This window comes from Ralstonia sp. 1B3 (assembly GCF_036631435.1).
In genome coordinates this window covers 1-21,596 of sequence record NZ_JAPNUG010000008.1, presented here as the reverse complement: position 1 = coordinate 21,596, position 21,596 = coordinate 1, and the positions used below count along the sequence as shown (strand labels likewise).

The following is a 21,596-nucleotide window of genomic DNA, read 5'->3' as shown; positions in this document are numbered from 1 at the left end:
CAGAGCGTCTGGCCGATGCAGACCGGGATTGGCGGCAGGTTCGCGCCTTGGTATGGCTCTTGCAGAAATGCCTCCAAAAATCGTTTCAACGACAACTAGGAGACACTCTTGAAAACGCCTCGCAACTTGCTCGCGCTGCTGTCTGCCTGCGCACTTCTGGCCGGGGGATTGCCCGCAGCCGCATCCGCTCACGGCGATGTCACACCGCAAGCCGTAGACACGCACACCTTACCGCAACTGGGCGCCGATTGGCGTCAGGACAATCCATACCGGACGGGCCCCGCACACGATGAAGCATTGCGGATCGGCTCCTCCGCGTTCAACCAGAACTGTGCGCGCTGCCATGGGCTGGAGGCCATCTCCGGAGGCATCGCCCCTGACCTGCGCAAGCTCGACACCGACTGCATGTCGCTGGCCAATCCCAAGAAGAAGGAGGCCTGCTACGGCGAGGTGTCGCAGTACTTCACGGCCACGGTCCGCCACGGCCGCACCCGCGACGGCCGCGTCTACATGCCGCCGTTTGAAGGCGTGCTGAGCCAGGAAGCGGTCTGGTCAATCAAGACGTATCTGGAATCGCGCCGCGTCCAAGAGTAGTAGGTCGGCCTGCCCCCGTTGGCAGCTTGGCGAGCCGATGCTGTCCCCGCCTTCGTGTGCATCGGCTCGCACATTTTTTTCGCCAGGAGACGTCTCATGAACGCCCGTTTTCGGTTGGCCGCGGTCGGGGCTTTTCGCCGCCTTGCCGGCCTCCTGCTTGCCGCGGCAGCCATGGTGGTCAGCGCCGTGCCGGCACATGCCGACATGGCGAAGATCCGCCAGAGCGGTGCCCTGAAAGTCGCGCTATACAAAGGCCTGCCGCCGTTCTCCGACAACGTCGGGGGGCAATTCAGCGGCATCGACGTGGCGCTTGCCAATGCGCTCGGCAAGCAGATGGGGTTGTCCGCCTCATTGCTGCCATTCGATGCGGATGACGACGGCATGTCGGGTGACCTTCGCAACATGGTCTGGAAAGGGCATTACCTCGGGTATGGTCCGGCCGATGTGATGCTGCATGTGCCGGTCGACCCGAATTTCATTCGCCAGAACGGCCAGGTGCTGATCTTCGCGCCGTACCTCCGCGAAGGCTACGTGCTGGTGTACGACAGCGAGCGCGTCGGCAAGGTCAGCAGTTTCGAAGACCTCGCCGGCCAGGCGACCGGCGCGGAGCAGGGATCAGGCGGCGCAAGCGCGCTGCTCTCCAGCGCCGGCGGCGCCCTGCGCGACAAGGTGAAGATCTATCCGGAAGCCAACGAAGCGCTGCGTGGGCTGTTCTCCGGCCAGATTGCGGCGGCAATGGTCACGCGGGCGCAATACGAAAGCGCATTGAAGACGCAGAATCAATCGGCCACCCGCTTTGTCGCGACCGAACTGCAGTCGCCGCTGCTGCCAGCCCGCGGCTGGGCGGTCGGCATGGCTGTCAAGGCAGATCAGCGTGAACTGGCGCAGGCGCTTGAGAGCGCGCTCAATGCACTGCGCGCCAGTGGCGAGCTGCAGCGCATCTTTGCGCAGTACGGCGTGTCGATGGTGGCACCGTAGGCGCCACCGCCTGTACACGGCGAGCCGACGTGTCAACGTACTTGATGCACTGGCACTGCGGACTGGCCGCGCCGGCCAGCTCACGGGTTACGCCTTCTCCGCCGCGGCGTGCTTGGAGGGCAGCGCACTCACGTTGTCGTCGAACGCCGAATCCACGGGGAGCTTCGAGAAGTGGTGGATCTTCGGCGCGTGCGAGTCGTCGGCCTGCGCGTCGTGCGGTTCGATGAACGACATCGCCGTGCGCCGCTTGAGCATGTGCGAGTCGCGCGATTGCGATTCGCGCCACAGCTCGGCCGTGAACTTGAGACCGGCGCGCAATGCGTGGGCGCTTTCCTGCTTGCCCTTGCGCTGGTCGGAGACGCGCTCGATGCCTTTCTTGACGACGTCTTCCAGGAACGTGATACGGGCGCGGTAATAGTCCGCGTGCATTTGTGCATCCATCACGCGCTGCTCTGCCTGGTACAGCTCCATGCGCAATTCGCTTAGCGCGCGTTCGGCCTGCTTCTCGGGAGAGGGTGCGTGGCTCAAGGCCCAGTTTGCAATCCACCGCAACATGGTCAAGCCCTCCTGTCTTGCGGTGTCCGCCGCCGGTGGGAAGACACCGTTCACTGCCCGCGCATTGATCGGAAGTGATCGCCGCTTGCGAAACAGACTAGCAAAAAAAGCAGGGCGATTGCGCTAGTCCACGCGCATGCCTGTTGTGAAAAGGAAGCATGGTCCGTTTGGGTGAGAGGCGCGCCGGGCAACTTCTGGTCTCATAAGCGGATTGCCTCGTGTGCACAGGTTTGCGAGGCAAACGTCACCTCCATGCGCAAGCGATTGCGCACATCATTGCGCCCATCCCGGGCGCTCTATCAGCGGAACCGGTACGTGAGCGAGGCCATCGCCGTGGTCTGCTGGCGGCGCTGCGTGATCGGGCTGTCAGCCGCATCGCCACGCAGTCGCGCCACGGTAAGCGAACCATTGGCCCTCCACCGGTCGTCGAGCTTGCATGTGACGATGGCGTTGAAGTGGATGTCGCGCAGCCCTGCATGCGTGGCAAATACCGGCAGGCCCGAGCGCGCGCTCTGCCCATCGTCCACGCCAAAGAAGGTACGCATGTACTGGCCGTTCGTCCATGACACGCCGGTGCCGAGACTGAACAGCCAGCGGCCGACCGGCGCGCTTGCGTAGACATCGGCATTGGCGATCAACCCCTGGCGGTTACCGAGGATGTCCTGCTCCGCATCGGTGGACAGCGTGAGGAACGACACCGTGTACTGCGCAAACGCCTTTGCCCGCACCGTGGCGTTGACGTTGCCGAGGCCATTCAGGCGCGCGTCGTCATGCGCATGGCGCCACGTCGGATCGAACTGGAAGTTGCCGCCCACCTGCCACGTGTCGTCGTTCGCGAGGTACACGCCGGCAAAGTCCATCCCTTTCGAAAAGAACCGGTGCTTGTATTCGATTTCCTGATCGATCCACGGAAACACGAAACTCGATTTCGCGCCCGGATACTTGGGCGACATGTAGATCGCGGGGCCGGCAGCGATGCTCCAGTCGCTGGCTTCAGTGCGGCCTTCAGCGTTGGCGGCGCTGCTCAATGCGCCGATGGTCATCAGAAGGAAGAACGCAAAGCGGGGCAGGGCGCGCGAAGACAGCGGCATGAGAGGACGGGAACTCGAAAGGAATGTGTGCGACGGAAACGGCGGGCACGCCATTCTAGTGGGAACCGTCGGAGCGCGGGATCCCGATCGAGGAGGGAAGCTCCAGGGGTATCTGCGTGGATGCGCTGGGAACCAGGCAAAAAAAACGCCGGGAAGGTCCCGGCGTCTTTCATGGTGCGACAGCCTTATTGCTTGGCGGGCGCATCGGCCTTCGGTGCCGAAGCGGCGTCGGTCTTGGCTTCCGACTTGGCTGCAGCCTTGTGGGCCTTCTTGTGAGCGTGCTTCTTCTCGTGCTTGGCCTCAGCCTTCGGTGCCGAAGCGGCATCGGTGGTCGTCGCTGCAGCGGTCGCTGCCGGTGCAGGTGCGGCGGCCGGTGCGGAGGCGGTGCCAGCTGCGAACACGGGGGCTGCGAAGGCACCAGCAACGATCAGAGCGGCCAGGGATTGAGCGACTTTCATGTGAGACTCCTTAATCAGGTTCAAGCGGGATATTGGGACTCCAGATACATGGATCTCGTCCCATTTGCGATCCATGCCTCCAAAAACGCCCGACATTGCGGGCGCGATGACTGCCGTTTGTAAGCGTTCTGCCCACGGTGTAAGCGCGCGTAACAAGGCACGTTTCTCGGCGACTGAAAAGTCTGTTGCGATTGGGTTGAGACACATCAAGTCCGTGCCGTGCGCATGGGCGTACTGTCAGGCTTCGGGTGGACAACCGGTAGGGCCTACACCACACTGCGTGATGATGCGCGGCTCGTTTCGATGTCGGGCCGCGCATTGCACAGCAGGTGCGGGAGCGCTTTGGGTCACGCTCCACCCGATACCGGAACGCGCCACAAACCAGTCTCTTCTATAAGGACAACACGATGAACAAGCTCCTGGCTGCCCTCGTGGCTACAGTCTTCAGCGCCGGCGCATTTGCGCAGGCTTCCGCCCCGGCGGCACCCGCTGCGCCCGCCGCCGCTGCGCCGGCACCTGAAGCCTCGGCTCCGGCCGCAGGCGAGAAGAAGGCACAGCATCACAAGAAGAAAAAGAAACGCGACCACCGTCCGAAGCAGCAGGACAAGAGCGCGTACGGCGTAGGCGGCTGATCTGCGGTAGCCCGCGGATTTTTCTGCACACCCAGGCGCCGGCCTCCGAAAAGGGGCCGGCGCTTTGTTTTGGGCGGCCCCGAAGAATTCGCGTAAAGTCGCTTGACTTAGAGTGCGCTCTAACTTCTAAGCTCCGTTCATGACCACATTCCTGACCATCGCCCAAGTTGCAGAAGCCACCGGCCTGTCGACGCATACGCTGCGCTATTACGAGCGCATCGGCCTGCTCGACAGCGTGCAGCGGCGCGATAACGGCCATCGCGTCTTCCGTGCCGAAGACATGACGTGGCTCGAGTTCCTGCTGCGCCTGCGCGATACCGGCATGCCGATCGCGCAGATGCAGGCGTACGCCGCGCTGCGGCGCCAGGGCGACAGTCTGGAGAGTGTGTCGGCGCGCCAACGCCTGCTGGAGTTGCATGCGGCGGCGCTGGAAGCGGAGCTGCGCGCGCGGGCCGAAACGCTGGCCGTGCTGCGCGTCAAACTCGTCGTCTACGACGGCATCCGGGCGCGGATTGAAGCCGCGGAAGGCACGGAGGCCACGGAAGGCGCGAAGGGCTCTGCTTCCTCATCTCTCAAATCGAAGCACAAGCCGAAACGCCAACCGAACGAGGACGCACATGACCCCGACCACCCACACCGCACAAGCCGCAAACCACGCCAACCTGCAGGACGACCGCTACGCACGGGGCTGGCAAAAGCTGAAGGAAGTCGATGATGTGGCCGGCGAACGCGTGGTCGAGGCCATGGCCGACATCGCGCCGGACCTCGGCCGCTACATCGTCGAATTCGGGTTTGGGGACGTCTACTGCCGCCCGGGCCTGACCCTGCGCGAGCGCGAGATTGCCACCATTGCCGCGCTCACGGCCCTGGGCAACGCGGCACCGCAGTTGAAGGTGCACATTGCGGCGGGGCTCAACGTGGGGCTCACGCGCAAGGAGATCACCGAGACGATCTTGCAGATGGCGCTATACGCGGGCTTTCCGGCGGCCCTCAACGGCATGTTTGCCGCCAAGGAAGTGTTTGCCGCTCACGACGCCGAAGGCACGGTCGCTGCCGGCGGGTCGATGCGCCGCGACACCAGCAACTGATCGATGCGGTGGTTGTCGATGTCGAGCACTTCAATATGCAGCGGCCCGATGTCGACGCTTTCGCTCTTCTTGGGAATGCGCTTGAGCGCGTAGATGACCAGCCCGGCAAGCGTTTCGACGTGGTGTTCGCCGGGCAGGTCGTCGAGGTCGAAGGCGCGCTTGACGTCGCCCAGCGGCGTGACGCCGTCGATCAGGCACGAGCCGTCATCGCGGCGCACGATCTGCTCGTCTTCGCCCAGGTACAGGATGTCGCCCATCACCGCGCCGACAATGTCGTCGAGCGTCACCACGCCCACCACCAGCCCATATTCGTTGACGACCGCGCCAAAGCGCTCGTGCATTTCGCGAAAGCGCGTGAGTGCCTGTGACAGGTTCAGCGTGTCCGGCAGTACCAGCAGGTTCTTGTCGTAGTGCTTGCTGATGTTGCGGATCACGGCGGAGGATTCCTCCGACAGGATCTGCTGCAGGATGTCCTTGGACGCGATGAAGCCGAGCACCGAGTCGATGTCTTCGCGGCAGACGAGGTATTCGGCGTGCGGTTGCGCAATGATCTTCATCTTGATCGACTCCACCGGCTCGTCCACCGTGAAGTAGATCACCTCGTCGCGCACGGTCATGACCGAGGTGATGGTGCGCGATTCCAGTTCGAAGACGTTTTCGATCACCGCCAGCTCGTGCTTGCGCAGCACGCCGGCCTCCGCCCCTGCGCCCACCATGGCGGCGATGTCTTCGGTGGTGATCTGGTCGACGCGGTGCGTCGGCACGCCAAACAGCTTGAGGAACATGTCGGCCGCGCCGTTGAACAGCCACACCACGGGCCGCAGCACGCGCAGGCACGACTGCATCGGGCCGATGATCGACATCGCGCAGCGCTCGGGGTAAAGCACGGCCAGGCGCTTGGGCAGCAGGTCGGCAAAGAGAATGAACAGCCCCGTCACGATGATGAAGCCGGCGATGCTGGCGATCCGTTCGGCGCGTGCAGCGGGCAGCCAGTCGCTCAGCGCCGCGGCCAGTGGCCCCGAGATCTGGCTGTCGCCGATGACACCGGCCAGGATGGCCACCGCATTCACCCCGATCTGCACCACCGTGAAGAAGTTGCCCGGCATGTCCTTGAGCTGCAGCACGCGCAGGGCGCGGGTGTCGCCGTCGTCGGCCAGGGTTTGCAGGCGCGTGCGCCGCGATGCCGTGAGGGCGATTTCGGAAGCGGAAAAAGGCGCTGATCAGGATCAGCAAGGCAAGGAGGAGGGCGGACATGGTGGCGGGGCCGTCCGGGCAAGTCGCGTCGTTGCGCAGCGACAACTGCACGGTCGCGTGGAATGTGGCTTCGGCTGATCATGGTGCAGCCCTGATCGCTTTGTCAAACCACGGCGTGCGCGGCTGATCTCAAACAATTGTTTATGTCCGAGAGGGGTGGGCGGTCATCAAAAATGTGGTTTGCTGTGTACCCATGGCATCGGCGATACTTCACCTTCGGACACATTGTCTCGGGATGCCTTGCGGGGCCTGCGTTTGCGGGCGGCGACCGGGAAGAAAAAGCGGTTCCGGACGGCGTGATGAGAGGCGCCGATCTTCAGTGCCGGCGCAGATCGGCCTAATTGATGCACATAGTTGCATAGCGGAGTGCCAGTTCATGTGGGTTCTCAGCCGTTTACAGCGGCGCACCGGGGGAAACGGGGGAATACGGCGGGGACGATCGCACGGTTGGCTGGGCTTTTTGCCGCAGCTGCCGTATCGATGCCTTGTACGACGTTTGCGCAGCAAACGCCTGCCACCACCGGGTCCGGTGCGTCTGGGGTTGCATCTACCGTCTCGGCCAGCGCGCCGAACATCGCGTGGTACTACGGCGACAAACCGCCCGTGGCGCAGTTGCGCGCCTTTGATGCCGTCGTCGTCGAGCCCGGCCACGGCTTCGACCCATCGCAGTTCAAGACGCCCAGCACGCAGTGGTTCGCCTACGTGAGCCTGGGCGAGGTCACGCCCGACCGCAGCTGGTTCAAGGCCTTGCCCAAGGCGTGGTTGCTCGGCGACAACGCCGCGTGGGCCTCCCGTGTGGTCGACCAGGCCCAGCCGGAGTGGCCGGCGTTCTATGTCGAGCACGTCATCAAGCCGCTGTGGGACAAGGGCTACCGCGGGTTTTTCCTGGATACGCTCGACTCGTACCAGCTCGTCGCCAAGGACGACGCCTCGCGCGCGGCGCAGGAGGCCGGCATGGTGCGCGTGATCCGCGCGATCAAGGCGCGCTATCCGGATGCCAAGCTGATGTTCAACCGCGGCTTCGAGATCCTGCCGCAGGTGCACGACCAGGCGTATGCGGTGGCGTTTGAATCGCTGTATCGCGGCTGGGACCAGGGCGCCAAGCAATACAAGACGGTGAACGACGCCGACCGCGACTGGCTGATGGACCAGGCACGCAAGATCCGCGACGAATACCACCTTCCGGTCATCTCGATCGACTACTGCCCGCCGGCTGACCGTGCCTGCGCACGCGACACCGCCAAGCGCATCAAGGCGCAGGGGCTGATCCCGTATGTGACCGATCCAGCGTTGAAGACCATCGGGGTCGGGCGGATCGAGGTGCTGCCGCGCAAGGTGTTGATCCTGCAGGAACGCGCCCCGCGCACCACCGTCGAGACCAGCGAGGGCGTGCGCTTTGTCGCCATGCCGCTCAATTTTCTGGGCTACGACGTCGAATACGCCGACATCAATCAACCGCTGCCCGCCGACGTGCCGCCCGACCGCTATGCCGGGGTGGTGGTGTGGGTGAATACGAGTCCGGTCAAGCAGGTCGCGGCGCTCAATGCATGGGTGCGTGCCCGCATGCGCGACGGCGTGCGCATTGCCTTCATGAACCGGTTCGGCCTGCCGGTGGACGGCAGCCTGGCCGACATGCTGCACCTGCAATACGTGCGCGGCATGGCCAATGCCGGTGCCCGCAATGGCGGGCCGGTGTCGGTGGTGTCGCAAGACAGGATCATGGGCTTCGAGATGCCGCCCCGGCCGCTGGTGAACGAGACGGTGCCCGTCCGGGCCGGCGCCTCGGCGCAATCGCTGTTGCGCTTGAAGTCAGGCAATCAGGAGTTTGACGCCGCGGCCATCACGGATTGGGGCGGCTACGTGATGTATCCGTTCGCGGTGTTCTCGATGGAGACCATCGACCAGGCGCGCTGGGTGGTGCAGCCCATCGAGTTTCTGCGCCGCGCGCTGGCGCTGCCCGACATGCCCATCCCCGACCTGACCAGCGAGAACGGCCGCCGCCTGATGCTCGTGCATGTGGACGGCGACGGCTTTGCCTCGCGTGCGGAATTCCCTGGCCCCGAATATTCGGGCGAGGTGTTGCTGCAGGAGGTGTGGGACAAGTACCGCATTCCGACCACGCTTTCCGTCATTGAAGGCGAGGTGGGCCCGACGGGCCTGTACCCGAAGATTTCCCCGCGGCTGGAAGGCGTTGCCCGCAAGATGTTCGCATTGCCGTATGTCGAGCTGGGCTCCCATACGTATTCGCACCCATTCGACTGGAGCCGCACGGTCCAAAGCCCGACGGCGGGCCCCGGCAAGGACGCGGGCGGCGGCGATACCGCCTTCACGCTGACCATTCCCGGCTACAAGTTCAGCCTCGACCGCGAAATCGCCGGCTCCATCCGCTACATCGACGAACGCCTGGCGCCGCCGGGCAAGCGCGTGAAGGTCCTGCAGTGGTCGGGCGACTGCCGGCCGCCCGACGTGGCCGTGCGCATGGCGTGGCAGGCCGGTGTGGTCAACATCAACGGCGGCGACACCATCATCACGCGCAGCTCGCCGTCGTGGACGGACATTGCCCCCATCGGCATCGACAAGGGCCCCGGTGCTTACCAGGTGTTTGCGCCCAATCAGAACGAAAACGTCTATACCAATGACTGGACGGGGCCTTACTACGGCTTTGAACGCCTGATTGAAACGATGCAGATGACCGACGCGCCGTACCGCTTCAAGCCGATCAACATCTACTACCACATGTATTCGGGCACCAAGCTTGCGTCGCTCAAGGCCCTGAAAAAGGACTACGACTACGCGCTCTCGCAACCGGTGTTTCCCATCTACACCACGGAATACGTCTCGAAGGTCATGGACTTCCGCGACATGGCCATCGCCCGCGATGATGACAACTGGGTCGTGCGCGGCAACGGCGACTTGCGCGAACTGCGGTGGATGGCGCCCGGCACGCCGCGCCTGGCCAATGCCCAGGGCGTGGTCGGCTACGACAAGGCAGCGGGCGGTATCTACATCCACCTGGACGACGGCGCGGCACGCTTTGCCATGGCGCCCGCCGGCGAGCCGGCCAAGTCTGCGTACATTGCCGAAGCCGCAGCCTTTGTGCGTGATTTTCGCGCAGCGGCAACGGCCTGTCGTTTGAGGCCGGCGGCTATTACAAGCCGTTTGTCCGCCTGGCCAACGTTGGCGCGTGCCGCGTGAAGGTCAACGGCGCGCCGGCCCACACCACCCGTGCACAAGGCGATACGGTGCGCGTGGATTTGAACGGCACTGCCGCCCAATCCGTGACCTACCAACGCATCGATGTGGTCTGCTGACCTGACCCCGCGCGAACGGCTGCTTCCGCCCTGGCTGATCGGCACGCTTGGCGCGCTGATCGGGCTGGCGCTCGCCCTGATGTTTCCGCGTGAGCGGCTGGAAGCGCGCCTGCTGGAAGGCGGCAAGGTCGATGCCCTCTCGGTGGCGTATCTCGAAGCCTGGCTGCGCGTGCGCCCGAATGACGGCGAATTCCTGAGCGTCCTGGCCGCGCAGTACTTGCGCACCGGGCGTCTGAACGAAGCCGAGGCCATGCTGAACCGCATGCGCGCGCTGCACGACAAGACGCTCGAGCGTGAAGCGCTGCTGCTGGAGATTGCGATTCGCGAGCAGCGCGCCTATGCGCTGCAGCCAAAAGACCCGCAGCGCGCGTCGATCCTGAATGAGTTGCGCGGCCTGCTCAAGCAGGCGCTGGACTACCGCTGGACCGCCGCCGAACTGGAAATCCTGGCCGGCAAGGCGCGTGCGCTGGATCAGGGCGCGATTGCCGTGCAGTTCTACCAGCGCCTGGCCAAGCAGGACGTGGCGCGCGCCGCGCAATGGCAGGCCCGCACCGCCGAGATTGCCCTTGGCGTGGGCGAATACCGCGCCGCGGCCGCCGCCAACTTTGCCGCACAGGCCAGCGCCAAATCGCTCGACGAGCAGCGCCACTACTTCATCGCCGGGCTCAAGGCGCTGCAGGGCGGCAACCTGCTCGACGACGCCATGACCGAAGCGCAGCGCCGCGCAGGGCCGCTTCTCGACGACACCGAAACGCTGCGCTTCCTCACGCGACTGGCCCTGGCGTGCAACCGGCCGGATCTGGCCGATCAGTACGCGCGCCGGCTGCTGCATCTGTCGTGGCGGCAGACGGAGGCCGGCATTGCGCTGGCGGCGGGTGCCGCGCGGCATGACTGGACCTTCGCGGGCCGGCCGGAGCCGTTGCCATCCCCCACGGATGCAGTGTTCATGGACGGGCCGGAAGGGCTGGCCCGCCGCCAGCGCCACGTTGCACGCATCCGCCGCGTGGCGGACAAGGTGAGCGATGGCACTGCCCCTGCCGCTCCCACCGCACAGCCCACTGGAGGCGAGGCCATCGCGCGCGGCATTGCGCCGTTCAATGCCGACGATTACGACCTCGCGTACCGCGTCTTCATGAGCAGCGGCAACCTGAACGACGCCATGCGCGTGGCCGAAGCCGCCGTGCGCCAGCGCCCGGACCTGAAGATCTGGACCGAGCGCGCCGCGCAGGTATCGGAGTGGAACCGCCAGCCGATGTCCGCGCTGAAATATTGGCTGGCCTACGCGCAGTCAACGGGCGACGACGCGGCCTGGCAGAACGTGCTGCGCCTGGCGCCTGCCCTGAACGAAGACCACGCCTATCTGGCCGGCTTGCGCTACAAGGCCAGCCGCCAGCCCGGCGACATGAAGCTCCTTGATCAGGTCATTGCCGCATATGAGCGCCTGGGCGAGCCGTTGGAAGGGCTGGCCTATCTGAACGGCATTGCGCGCGGCCCCCATCGGCAGGCGATCCTGGAGCGCTACGCCATGCTGGCCGAGCGCGCCGGCAAGGACGACCAGGCCTACGACACCTACGTGCGCCTGCAGAAGGAGTTCGGCCCGAACGCGCGCTATGCGCTCAAGCTCGCCAACATGCTCTACGTGCGCGCGCAGTTCGAGCAGGCGCTGTCCGCCATGGAAGCCGCCAGCAAGGTGGCCTCGCCGACGGACGATCTCTACTGGCGCACGTTCGCGCAGCTCGCACGCCTGAACCAGCGCGACGACCTGTCGCGCGAGGCGTATCGCCAGCTGCTGATCGGCGGCAATGCGCAGCCCGACGACCTGTCGGCCATGATCGATTTCTACGACGCCAGCCCCATCGATGCCGGGCGCCTGGCTGAACTGGCCTTCCACAAGAGCGGCACGATGGCCTCGTTGCAGCAGGCCATCTATTACTACACGCGCGCCCGCGCCTTCCGCCGCATCGACGGGCTGCTGGCCTCGCTCACGCCGGAACAACGCCGCGCCGCCGAGCAATCCCCCGGCGTGCTGGGAGCCCGCGCCGAGTACTACCGCCAGAACGGCCAGTGGGATCTCGCCATGCGCGATCTGCGCCGCGCCGTCTCGTTGCCCGATGCCGGCAGCGACGTGAAAGCCGCCTTCCTGTGGGGCCTGCTCGATTCCGGCCAGAACGTTGAACTCAAGCGTGCGCTGACCCTGTGGCGTAGCGAAGCCGAAAACGATTCTGCCTACTGGGGCGCGTATGCCGCTGCCGGCCTGCAGTTGTTCGACGCCAATCTCGCGCTGCGCTTCCTTGGCCGCCAGGGCAACGCGATGCGCAACGATCCGCTCTGGCTGTTGGCCTTTGCCGATGCGCGTGAAATGGCCGGTCAAGCCGATGCCGCCTGGCGCCTGCGCCGCGAAGCGTGGTGGCTGCTGTGGCGTGCCGAGAGTGGTGAGGGTGCCGGCGCGGACGCTGCAAACACCAAGGACAAGGCCCCCGCCAGCCGCCGCGTCGGCACGCGTGTCGTCGTAGGCAGCAACGGGGCGGGCAACGATGCCGTACCGCTTGAAGACGGCGCCCGCACCGAACTGCGTGCCCGGCGCGTTTCGCTGGCGCAGACGTTCGGTTCGGGCGATCTTGCACAGCGCTTGCTGATCGAGCTGCTGCGCGATGACCGCCGCGCCACGCGGCAGGCCCGCGAAGGCGGCAGTGCCACCGTGCAGAAATCCGAGCTTGGCGACATCGATGCGCTGCCGCCGGAGCCGCCCGAAGATTCGGCAGACAAGCGCAAGAACGCCCGCGTGAGCGACCAGCTCGTTTCTGCCGTCGCCAAGGAAGCCGCACTGGGCTGGGCGCTGTCGCAGGAGGCGAACGATCTGGCGCGTGCGTGGCTGCTGCAGCAATACACGCGCCGCATGACGCGCCCGGCCTATGCCGAGATCTCCATCGCCCTGGCCGAGCGCGATCTGCAAACGCTCAACCGCCTGCTGGACGACACGCCCGACCGCATCCCGCTCTACAACCGCATCGATGCGAACACGCTTACGGACCGCCTGGGCGAGGCGCAGCGCCTGTCGTTCGAAGGTCTCACGACCGCACCCGACGACGAGCAGATCCACCAGCGCCTGCAGGAAACCCTGCTGACGAACGCGCAGGCGCTGGAGCCGCGCGAAACGTGGTTCAAGCAGGCGCCGCTCACGTACTTTGAAAGCAGCGCGGCTGCCGGCATCCGCCTGACCGATCACTACAGCATGCTGGTGCGCGCCACGCAGCGGAACCAGCGCTCGACCGACGAAACGCAACTGACCGGCGTGCCCGCGCAGGACCGCCGCGTCGATTGGATCTCGCAGTACCAGACGCAAGACAGCCAGTGGAAGGGCACGGTGGGCTGGCGCCAGGGGCTGGCGTCGTTCTACGCGTTCCGGCTGGATGGCCTGCTGGGGCAGACCGGTCCGTTCGGCACCGAGCTGTCGGTCGGCCGCAACCAGCCCGCCGACGAAACCACGCAGCTGCGCGTGGGCGGCATGAAGGATCTGGTGTCGATCGGGGGCAACTGGCGCCTGACGCAGCGCGAATACATCCGCGCGCGCATCGAGGGCAACCGCTTCTACGGACAGGACCGCTCGTTCCTGGGCAGCGGCATGGTGTTCGACGCCGAAGCCGGTTACCGCTTCCGCGTGGAATACCCCGATTACACGATCCGCGTGGTCGGCACGCGTGCGAACTACAGCGCCTCGGGCGCGCCGAGCGCGTTGCTCGGGCGGCTCCTGCCTGCGGCCGCCACCGGGGATACGCCGCCCGATGCCACCGCCTTCATGCCGCAGTCGTTCACGCAGTTCGGCCTGCTGTTCGGCTTTGGCACGGACTATCTTGATCGCTATACGCGTGCGTGGCGGCCGTTCATGGATGTCGGGCTGCTGCACGACAACCGCGAAGGGTGGGGCACGCAACTCCAGCTCGGGGTGGCGGGCAGCGTGTTCGGCAACGACCATCTGGCGCTGGTGTTCAGCCATGCCTCCATCACGCGCGCCGGTACCTCGCCGATGACGGAGATCGGCCTGCGCTACCGCTGGCTCTACTGACGACAAGCAAGAACAAGACAACGGGGAAGCAACGACATGAAGCACACAACGGAAGACTCCAGGGAGAACGCAATGACACCCTCGATCAACACGATGAAGGCCGGCCGCCGGCGCTGGCTCGCGATGGCCGCGGGCGTTGGGGCGGCGCTGGCGTTGTCGGCCTGTGCGGTGGTCGACAGCGCGCGTGCGCCGGCAACCAGCGCGTCGGATGCATGGGTCGTGCTGCCCATCGTCAACTACACCGAAACGCCGCAGGCCGGCCTGCGTGCCGAGACGATCGCGGCCAGCATCCTGAAGGCGCGTGGTTTCTCCAACCTGAAGCAATATCCGGCCAACCTGAACAGCGAATCGCTGTTCGAGCCTGCCGAGCGCGAGGCCGTATCGCGTGCGCTGGATTGGGCGCGCGGCGAGAAAGCCCGCTACGCGCTGACCGGCGCCGTGGACGAGTGGCGCTACAAGGTCGGCGTGGATGGCGAACCCGCCGTGGGCATCACGCTGCAGGTGATTGATGTGCAGACCGGCAACGTGATCTGGAGCGCAGCCGGCAGCCGCACCGGCTGGAGCCGCGATGCCGTGTCGGCAGTGGCGCAGAAGCTGCTGCGCGAACTGCTTTCGCCGCTGGGCCGGGGCTGATGAAGACCGAGTCCGCAGGTTCCGCCCAGTCGGCCGGCCGCGCCACCGCCGATGCACGGGGCCAGACCGGGCGAACTGACCGCCGGCGCAACGCGCAAGGCATTGGCGCGTCGACCTGGTATGGGCGACTGATTGCGCCTGCCGTGTCCAGCCCGAGCGCTGTGCTCGAAACGCTGGGTGCGGTGGTGGTGGCCATCGGCATCGTCTGGGTGTTCTCGCCGGACAACCCGCTGCTGCTGGGCTACGGCTTTCCGTGGATCTGGCTGGTGCCGCTCATCCTGGCGCTGCGCTACGGCACGCTGCTCGGCGCGCTGGCCGCGCTGGTGGTGCTGGGTGCCTGGGCCGTGTTCTACGGGCAGACGGCTGCCGCCGGCAGTTTCCCGCGCATGTACTTCCTCGGCGGCCTGATGCTGGTGCTGGTTGGCGGGCAGTACGGCGACATCTGGGGTGCGCGGCTGTCACGCGCGCGCACCGTCAACGGCTACCTGAACGACCGGCTGGCGGCGCTCACCAAGAACCACTTCCTGCTGCGCCTCTCGCACGAGCGCCTGGAAAACGACCTGCTGGCCAAGCCGACCACGCTGCGCGACACGCTCACGCAGTTGCGCAATATCGCGCTGGCCGCGCGCGAGCACGGCTCGGCTGACAACGCCCCCGACGTAGCGCAACTGCCCGGCGCCGAGCCCTTCCTGCAATGGACGGCACAGGCCTGCCAGCTGGAAGTGGCGGCCATGGTGCGCGTGACGGGCAACCGCATCGATACCGAACCGGTGGCCCGCGTGGGGGCGCCCTTCGACATCGTTGCCGATGACCCGCTGATCCGCCATTGCATCGACACCCACACGCTGGGCCACCCGCAGGCCCCTGAGCTGCGGAACGTGAACAACCCGGAAGACAGCTCGCGCTACGTGGCATGCGCGCCGGTGCTCTCGGGCGCGGATGAGCTGATCGGCCTGGTGGTCGTGCACCAGATGCCGTTCCTCTCGCTGTCGTACGAGAACCTGCAGTTCCTGCTCGTGCTGCTTGGCTACTACGCCGACGGCGTGCGGCACCTCACCGTCAGCTCCGAGATCCTGGATCTCGTGCCCGACGCGCCGTACGAGTTCGCGCTCGACCTTGGGCGGCTGGCGCGCCTGCATCGCGACACCGGCATCGATTCGTCGGTGGTGGCGCTCATCTTCGACCAGGACGAGGCCAGCGATGCGCTGTTCGAGAGCGTGGTGCGCAGCCGCCGTGCGCTGGACGTTGTCTGGCAGGCGAGCGGCAAGGGCCGCCGCGCGCTCATCACGCTGATGCCGCTGTCGGGCGCGGGCGCCGTGTCGGCCTATCTGGTGCGCATCGAAGACAGCCTGCGCGCGCAGTTCGGTGTCGATTTCGAGGGCGGGCACATCAGCGTGCAGACGTTGCATGTGACCGGCGAGCATCCGGGCGAAGCGCTGCAGCGCTTCCTCTCGCGCTGCCATCTCGATGCATAGGGGCGCATAGGCATGCGGGGTGACCATGTTTAAGCTCACGCTCGGCGGCATCGCAGCCCAGATCGCGGCAGTGGCGATGGCACTGCATGCCGGCAACAGCCTCGGGCTGCTGCTGTCGTGCCTGATGCTGCAGGGCACCGCCGCGGCGCTGATCGGCCTGGCTGCATGGCGCCTGCTGCCGCGCCGTTATCGCGTGCCGTTCGTGTGGACGTATGGCTACCTGACGGCGCTGTGCTTTTCGTGCCGGTGGCGGGCGGGCTGCTGGTGCTCGGCAGCCTGCTGCTTGCCAAGCTGTTCCCAAGCCCGAAGACGACAAGGACATCGCCGATGTCGGCCTGCCGGTGTTCGTGGCGCATTTGATTTCGCGCGTGACGCACGGGGGCGGGGCGCGGCTGCGTGCGCAGCTCAACAACGAGCGCGCGCCGGTGCAAAGCCGCATGACCGCGCTGGTGGCCATGCAGTCGATGCCGACGCGCACCGCCAGCCCCGTGCTGCGCGACCTGCTGGCCGACCCGGTGGACGATATCCGCCTGCTGGCCTACGGCATGCTCGACAACGCCGAAAAGGTCCTCACGCAGAAGATCCTCGCCGAGCTGCCGCGCCTGCAGGAAGCCACCACGCCCGAAGCACGCTACGACATCAACAAGCGCCTGGCCGATCTGTACTGGGAGCTGATCTACCAGAACCTCGTGCAGGGCGACGTGTATCGCTACACCGCCGAGCAGGTCGAGCGCTATGCCAGCGCCGCGCTCGATATCCAGCCCGACAACGCTGCCCTGTGGTACATGCGCGGCCGGCTTGCCTTGTCGCGCCGCGAGCCCGATGTGGCCGAGTCGCACCTGCGCCGCGCCGAATCCCTGGGCTTCCCGCGCGACCGCCTGCTGCCTCCGCTGGCTGAAGCCTGCTACCTGCGCCGCGACTATGCCGGTGCACGCGCGGCGCTGGCGCAGTTCTCCAGCCGCTCGCCGCTGCCGTTGCTGCGCCCGCTGCTGCGCTACTGGACATCATGAGCAACGACCACTTTCCTCGCGCCGAGTCCGCCGACATTGCGCTGCTGCTTGAAGGGACGTTTCCCTACGTGAGCGGCGGGGTGTCGAGCTGGGTCAACCAGATGATCCGGGCGTTTCCGGATATCCGCTTTGCCGTCGTCTTCATCGGCAGCCGCCGCGAGGATTACGGCAAGCCGGTCTACGCCATTCCCGACAACGTGGTGCACCTGGAGTGCCACTACCTGTACGACTTTCCGCCGCCGCCGCTGGTGCAGGCCAGTGGTGGCGATGCCGCCGCGTTCGAGCGCTCGCGCAAGCTGCACGACGCGCTGCGCAATCCGGCCAACAAGGAAGAGACCGCCGAACTGATCCGCGCCTCGATTGCCGACCTGCGCGACGACGGCCCGCTGGCCGAAGAGCAGTTCCTCCACAGCCACCGCGCGTGGGACATGATGACGGACTACTACCGGCGCTATTGCACCGACCCGTCGTTCACCGACTACTTCTGGACCGTGCGCATCATGCACAAGCCGCTGTGGCAGCTCGTGCGCATTGCCGAAAACCTCATCCCGGTGAAGGTGTTCCACACCATCTCGACCGGCTATGCGGGGTTCCTGGGTGCGCTGCTGCGCTACAAGCGCGGGCGGCCGCTGCTGGTGTCGGAGCACGGCATCTACACCAAGGAACGCAAGATCGACCTGTTCCAGAGCCAGTGGATTCGGGACAACCGCAGCATCTTCGAAAAGGACATCGCGCAGATCAGCTACTTCCGCGACCTGTGGGTGCGCTTTTTCGAGACCATGGGCCGGGTCTGCTATGACGCGGCCGAAGACATCGTTGCGCTGTACGAAGGCAACCGGCAGCGGCAGGTCATTGACGGCGCGCCGGCCGAGAAGACGCGCAGCATCCCGAACGGCATCAACCTGCCGCGCCTAGCCGCGCTGCGCGAGAAGCGGCAGGCCAGCGTGCCGCACGTGATGTGCCTGATCGGCCGGGTGGTGCCCATCAAGGACGTGAAGACGTTCATCCGCGCCATGCTGACCGTCACGCGCGAGATGCCCGACGCGGAAGGCTGGATTGCCGGCCCGGAAGACGAAGACCCGGAATACGCCCAGGAATGCCACAGCCTGGCCGAAAGCCTCGGCCTGGGCGAGCGCATCAAGTTCCTGGGCTTCCAGAAGATCGACGACATCCTGCCGAAGGTGGGCGTGCTGGTGCTGAGTTCCATCAGCGAGGCGCTGCCGCTGGTGGTGCTGGAAGGGTTTGCCGCAGGCGTGCCGTCCGTCACCACGGATGTGGGTTCGTGCCGGCAACTGCTGTTCGGCCTGGAGGGCGAAGACGCGGCACTGGGCGCGGCCGGCGCCGTGGTGCGCATTGCCGACCCGGCCGCCCTGGCGGCGGAAGTGTTGACGCTGCTGCGCGATGAAACGCGCTGGTATGCGGCGCAGGCCGCCGGCATCGCCCGCGTCGAGCGCTACTACACGCAAGAGATGATGGTGGGCAGTTACCGCGAGCTGTACACGCGCCTGCAGACCTTGCCCGACCTGACTACCGAGCACGGCGCCAAGGCTGCCTCCGCCGCTGCGGCGGCCTGCCCGCACCACGCCCAGCAGAGCAAGCCACAGAGCAAGCCACATGAGGGAGCCCGCTGATGGCCGGCATTGGTTTTGAGCTGCGCAAGATGCTCAAGCGCGACAGCCTGGTCGGGCTGCTGCGTGCCTACACCTACGCCGGCATCATCAGCTCCGGGCCGTGGATTCTTTCCATCGTCGGGATTCTGCTGATCGGTATCCTCAGCCTGCCGTTCGTGGTTCCCGGCTCGCTCATCACGCAGTTCCAGGTGTCGGTCACCTACCTGATCGCGGTGAGCCTGATCCTGACCGGGCCGCTGCAGCTTGCCTTCACGCGCTTTACCTCCGACCGCCTGTTCGAGAAGCGCGACGACCTGATCCTGCCCAACTACCATGCCGTCTCGCTCGTGATGACGCTGGTCGCGGGCGGGCTGGGGCTGCTCGTCATCCTGTTTGCGTTTCCGCAGCAGTCCGCCATCTACCGGCTGCTGATGCTGGCCGGCTTCGTGGTCATGGCCAACATCTGGATCGCGGTGATCTTCCTGTCGGGCATGAAGCAGTACAAGTCGATCGTGTGGATCTTCCTGATCGGCTACACGCTGACCGTGCTGCTGGCGCTGCTGTTCAACCGGCTCGGGCTGGAAGGGCTGCTGCTCGGCTTTGTCACGGGGCAGCTGTGCCTGCTGATCGGCATGGCGGCGCTCATCTACCGCAACTTCAGCGGGCGGCGCTTCCTGTCGTTCGAGGTGTTCGACCGGCGGTTCGCGTATCCGTCGCTCATGCTGATCGGGCTGCTGTACAACCTCGGCATCTGGCTCGACAAGTTCATGTTCTGGTACGCACCAGGCACGGGGCAGCAGGTGATCGGCCCGCTGAATGCATCGGTCATCTATGACATTCCGGTGTTCCTGGCCTACCTCGGCATCATCCCCGGCATGGCCGTGTTCCTCGTGCGCATCGAGACGGATTTTGTCGAGTACTACGACGCCTTCTACAACGCCGTGCGGGGCGGCGCATCGCTCGAGCACATCGAGGACATGCGCAACACGATGGTCCAGACCATCCGCGCGGGCCTGTACGAGATCGTGAAGATTCAGGCGATGGCCGCCCTGGTGCTGTTTGCCGTGGGCGCGGCGGTGCTGCGCGTGCTGCAGATTTCCGAGCTGTACCTGCCGCTGCTGTATGTCGACACGATTGCCGCGAGCTTGCAGGTGGTGTTCCTGGGCGTGGTGAACATCTTCTTCTACCTCGACCGCCGCCGCGTGGTGCTGGCACTGACGGCAGCGTTCGTGGCGCTCAACGGCCTGCTGACGTGGATCACGTTGCAGCTCGGTCCGGCCTGGTACGGATACGGATTTGCCGTATCGCTGCTGCTGGTGGTGATGGCCAGCCTGGTGATCCTCGACCGGAAGCTGGATCGGCTCGAGTACGAGACATTCATGTTGCAGTAAGGCTGGCCGACAGCCTCCGCTGCCGGCCGGAACCCCTCCCGCAGCACTTCAACCCCCGTTCACGACCCTTCAAGCCTCGCGCACCGCGCTCCAAGCGCCACCCGCGAGGCTTTTGCTCCGTCATCGGGCTCCGAGCTCGACGCCCCAAGCTTTTGCTTGGCGAATGGAGCTCTGAGCTCGACGGTCGGAGCTTTTACTCGGCGGATGGAGCTCCGAGCTCGGCGTTCCGAGCTTTTGCTCTGCGAATGGAGCTCTGAGCTCGGCAGTCGGAGCTTTTTGCTCGGCGGATGGAGCTCCGAGCTCGGCGTTCCGAGCTTTTTGCTCTGCGAATGGAGCTCTGAGCTCGGCAGTCGGAGCTTTTGCTCGGCGGATGGAGCTCTGAGCTCGACGGTCGGAGCTTTTGCTCGGCGGATGGGGCTCTGAGCTCGACGGTTGGAGCTTTTTGCTCGGCGGATGGAGCTCTGAGCCCGGCACACGCCCCTTTTTTCCTCAGCCGTTGAGGACAACTAAGAAGGATGGGTTGCTACCCCGAGACGGGCGGGGAGGGTACCAGCTGATGGCGCGGTGCTTGGCCGTGCCTGTCTCCAAATCAAGACGTGCACGCCGGATGGGCCGGGCTACTTGAAACGATGGCGCGTTTAAAGCAGTTCCTTTGCTACAGAACCCTGATATGAAAACCGAATCGGCGGATTCTATTGAATCGATTTATCGGCGGGCGCTGTGCATTTGCGCAACCTCGCGCGATGCGGTCGGTTTTAAATTGGCGGCATCAATCGTCGATAATTCCGCACCAGTTCTCTATCTGCCGTGGCAATGGGATGGGAACCGAGGCGATGTCCCGGGCCGAGATGCCGGCGTGCTGCAAGGCGGATGAAAGGCGTCCCGAGAGACACTTCCTTTGAGCAGGCTTCAATGAATGCCAAGACACGCAGGCGTTCAAATCGTATGCGGCTTGGCCTTACGGTCCACATCTCTCAAGGCATCCATGCTCAGCTTCGCTCATATTGCTTCCCGCTTGTTCACGGCCGAGAATTGGTTGGATAGTTCCGTTGATTCTGTTGTGCCGTCGTCACCATTCTGATGAAGCGTCCGTCGTTCTCCGCCCAGCTTGCCATTCTGTGGGGGCTCGTTGCGACTATCTGTGCCACGCTTCTTGTGGTCGTCTGGGTGATGGTTCGCTCTGCGGCAGACCAGCACGTGGCCAATGCAAAGCTGCAGGCCACGGCAACCTGTGAAGCCGTTGCGTCGCGTTATCGTCAATCGATACTGCCGTCGGATGCGGTTGCCAGTGCCGACCTGATGCGCGGCATCCTCGACGTTGTTCTTGCCTCGGTGCCGGACGTGGAGGGCGGGTTCTGGTCACCGCGCGCGGCGCACAGCCAGAACGGCTTTCTCGCTTATTCATTCCCGACCTATCAGGGCAGCGGCATCAAGCGGGACATCCCGGAGGCTG

General features: G+C 65.4%; 14 protein-coding genes and 4 pseudogenes. 14 read left to right on the top strand and 4 right to left on the bottom strand.

The genetic code is table 11. The features are described from left to right. Positions 1-108: 108 nt before the first annotated feature. Positions 109-594 carry a cytochrome c-550 PedF gene (pedF, locus tag OWR21_RS01910; protein ID WP_147214061.1) on the top strand — a complete coding sequence of 162 codons (486 nt, stop codon included), beginning with the start codon at positions 109-111 and terminating at the stop codon, positions 592-594. 96 nt (positions 595-690) lie between these two features. Continuing rightward, entirely contained in the window at positions 691-1,572 is an 882-nt protein-coding gene (locus OWR21_RS01905) for a substrate-binding periplasmic protein (protein ID WP_332394467.1), read from the top strand. A gap of 87 nt (positions 1,573-1,659) precedes the next feature. Here the strand turns inward: OWR21_RS01905 and OWR21_RS01900 are convergent, their stop codons facing one another. The 3 genes from OWR21_RS01900 to OWR21_RS01890 all read right to left on the bottom strand — a co-directional run bounded on the left by OWR21_RS01900 (position 1,660) and on the right by OWR21_RS01890 (position 3,676). Next, a complete protein-coding gene (locus tag OWR21_RS01900; RefSeq protein WP_147214059.1) occupies positions 1,660-2,127 on the bottom strand; it encodes a hypothetical protein in 468 nt (155 codons plus the stop codon). Positions 2,128-2,426: 299 nt separating this feature from the next. Continuing rightward, positions 2,427-3,170 (bottom strand): MipA/OmpV family protein, encoded by a 744-nt coding sequence (locus OWR21_RS01895; RefSeq protein ID WP_332394505.1) that lies wholly within the window; start codon positions 3,168-3,170, stop codon positions 2,427-2,429. A 233-nt stretch (positions 3,171-3,403) separates the two neighbouring features. Then, the gene (locus OWR21_RS01890; RefSeq protein ID WP_147214058.1) at positions 3,404-3,676 is read right to left on the bottom strand and encodes a hypothetical protein; all 273 of its coding nucleotides are present in this window, start codon (positions 3,674-3,676) and stop codon (positions 3,404-3,406) included. 407 nt (positions 3,677-4,083) lie between these two features. Here OWR21_RS01890 and OWR21_RS01885 point away from each other — a divergent pair, with 407 nt between their 5' ends. From OWR21_RS01885 to OWR21_RS01875, 3 genes are all read left to right on the top strand, one after another. Next, positions 4,084-4,308 (top strand): signal peptidase, encoded by a 225-nt coding sequence (locus tag OWR21_RS01885; RefSeq protein ID WP_316873081.1) that lies wholly within the window; start codon positions 4,084-4,086, stop codon positions 4,306-4,308. A 139-nt stretch (positions 4,309-4,447) separates the two neighbouring features. Further along, entirely contained in the window at positions 4,448-5,023 is a 576-nt protein-coding gene (locus OWR21_RS01880; protein ID WP_332394466.1) for a MerR family transcriptional regulator, read from the top strand. After that, positions 4,926-5,396 carry a carboxymuconolactone decarboxylase family protein gene (locus tag OWR21_RS01875; RefSeq protein ID WP_316873084.1) on the top strand — a complete coding sequence of 157 codons (471 nt, stop codon included), beginning with the start codon at positions 4,926-4,928 and terminating at the stop codon, positions 5,394-5,396. The genes OWR21_RS01880 and OWR21_RS01875 overlap by 98 nt, the downstream gene beginning before the upstream one ends. On the opposite strand, the pseudogene OWR21_RS01870 reads toward OWR21_RS01875, so the two are convergent. Continuing rightward, positions 5,336-6,650: pseudogene (locus OWR21_RS01870) on the bottom strand (hemolysin family protein). The gene OWR21_RS01875 and the pseudogene OWR21_RS01870 overlap by 61 nt on opposite strands. A 376-nt stretch (positions 6,651-7,026) precedes the next feature. On the opposite strand from OWR21_RS01870, the pseudogene OWR21_RS01865 reads away from it, so the two are divergent. From OWR21_RS01865 to OWR21_RS01825, 9 genes and pseudogenes are all read left to right on the top strand, one after another. Beyond that, positions 7,027-9,961, top strand: a pseudogene (locus OWR21_RS01865) (bifunctional glycoside hydrolase 114/ polysaccharide deacetylase family protein). Further along, on the top strand, positions 9,948-14,024 hold the full coding sequence (locus tag OWR21_RS01860; RefSeq protein WP_332394465.1) for a tetratricopeptide repeat protein: 4,077 nt from the start codon (positions 9,948-9,950) through the stop codon (positions 14,022-14,024). The pseudogene OWR21_RS01865 and the gene OWR21_RS01860 overlap by 14 nt, the downstream one beginning before the upstream one ends. Positions 14,025-14,096: 72 nt before the next feature. After that, on the top strand, positions 14,097-14,657 hold the full coding sequence (locus OWR21_RS01855) for a penicillin-binding protein activator LpoB (RefSeq protein ID WP_316873089.1): 561 nt from the start codon (positions 14,097-14,099) through the stop codon (positions 14,655-14,657). After that, the gene (locus tag OWR21_RS01850; RefSeq protein ID WP_147214050.1) at positions 14,657-16,132 is read left to right on the top strand and encodes a PelD GGDEF domain-containing protein; all 1,476 of its coding nucleotides are present in this window, start codon (positions 14,657-14,659) and stop codon (positions 16,130-16,132) included. The genes OWR21_RS01855 and OWR21_RS01850 overlap by 1 nt, the downstream gene beginning before the upstream one ends. A 25-nt stretch (positions 16,133-16,157) precedes the next feature. Beyond that, positions 16,158-17,142: pseudogene (locus OWR21_RS01845) on the top strand (tetratricopeptide repeat protein). Next, positions 17,139-18,773, top strand: a complete 1,635-nt coding sequence (pelF, locus tag OWR21_RS01840; protein ID WP_332394464.1) for a GT4 family glycosyltransferase PelF — start codon at positions 17,139-17,141, stop codon at positions 18,771-18,773. The pseudogene OWR21_RS01845 and the gene pelF overlap by 4 nt, the downstream one beginning before the upstream one ends. Further along, the gene (gene pelG / locus OWR21_RS01835; RefSeq protein ID WP_147214047.1) at positions 18,773-20,143 is read left to right on the top strand and encodes an exopolysaccharide Pel transporter PelG; all 1,371 of its coding nucleotides are present in this window, start codon (positions 18,773-18,775) and stop codon (positions 20,141-20,143) included. Before pelF ends, pelG begins: the two co-directional genes overlap by 1 nt. A 670-nt stretch (positions 20,144-20,813) precedes the next feature. Continuing rightward, positions 20,814-21,017 carry a hypothetical protein gene (locus tag OWR21_RS01830; protein WP_147214046.1) on the top strand — a complete coding sequence of 68 codons (204 nt, stop codon included), beginning with the start codon at positions 20,814-20,816 and terminating at the stop codon, positions 21,015-21,017. Between the two features lie 206 nt (positions 21,018-21,223). Beyond that, positions 21,224-21,596: pseudogene (locus OWR21_RS01825) on the top strand (sensor histidine kinase); the annotation flags it as partial.

Bases quoted from the DNA above. Each gene is read 5' to 3' on its own strand.
- OWR21_RS01905 (WP_332394467.1), top strand. From the start codon at position 691: ATGAACGCCCGTTTTCGGTTGGCCGCGGTCGGGGCTTTTCGCCGCCTT.
- OWR21_RS01900 (WP_147214059.1), bottom strand. From the start codon at position 2,127: ATGTTGCGGTGGATTGCAAACTGGGCCTTGAGCCACGCACCCTCTCCC.
- OWR21_RS01895 (WP_332394505.1), bottom strand. From the start codon at position 3,170: ATGACCATCGGCGCATTGAGCAGCGCCGCCAACGCTGAAGGCCGCACT.
- OWR21_RS01890 (WP_147214058.1), bottom strand. From the start codon at position 3,676: ATGAAAGTCGCTCAATCCCTGGCCGCTCTGATCGTTGCTGGTGCCTTC.
- OWR21_RS01885 (WP_316873081.1), top strand. From the start codon at position 4,084: ATGAACAAGCTCCTGGCTGCCCTCGTGGCTACAGTCTTCAGCGCCGGC.
- OWR21_RS01880 (WP_332394466.1), top strand. From the start codon at position 4,448: ATGACCACATTCCTGACCATCGCCCAAGTTGCAGAAGCCACCGGCCTG.
- OWR21_RS01875 (WP_316873084.1), top strand. From the start codon at position 4,926: ATGACCCCGACCACCCACACCGCACAAGCCGCAAACCACGCCAACCTG.
- OWR21_RS01860 (WP_332394465.1), top strand. From the start codon at position 9,948: ATGTGGTCTGCTGACCTGACCCCGCGCGAACGGCTGCTTCCGCCCTGG.
- OWR21_RS01855 (WP_316873089.1), top strand. From the start codon at position 14,097: ATGACACCCTCGATCAACACGATGAAGGCCGGCCGCCGGCGCTGGCTC.
- OWR21_RS01850 (WP_147214050.1), top strand. From the start codon at position 14,657: ATGAAGACCGAGTCCGCAGGTTCCGCCCAGTCGGCCGGCCGCGCCACC.
- pelF (WP_332394464.1), top strand. From the start codon at position 17,139: ATGAGCAACGACCACTTTCCTCGCGCCGAGTCCGCCGACATTGCGCTG.
- pelG (WP_147214047.1), top strand. From the start codon at position 18,773: ATGGCCGGCATTGGTTTTGAGCTGCGCAAGATGCTCAAGCGCGACAGC.
- OWR21_RS01830 (WP_147214046.1), top strand. From the start codon at position 20,814: ATGAAAACCGAATCGGCGGATTCTATTGAATCGATTTATCGGCGGGCG.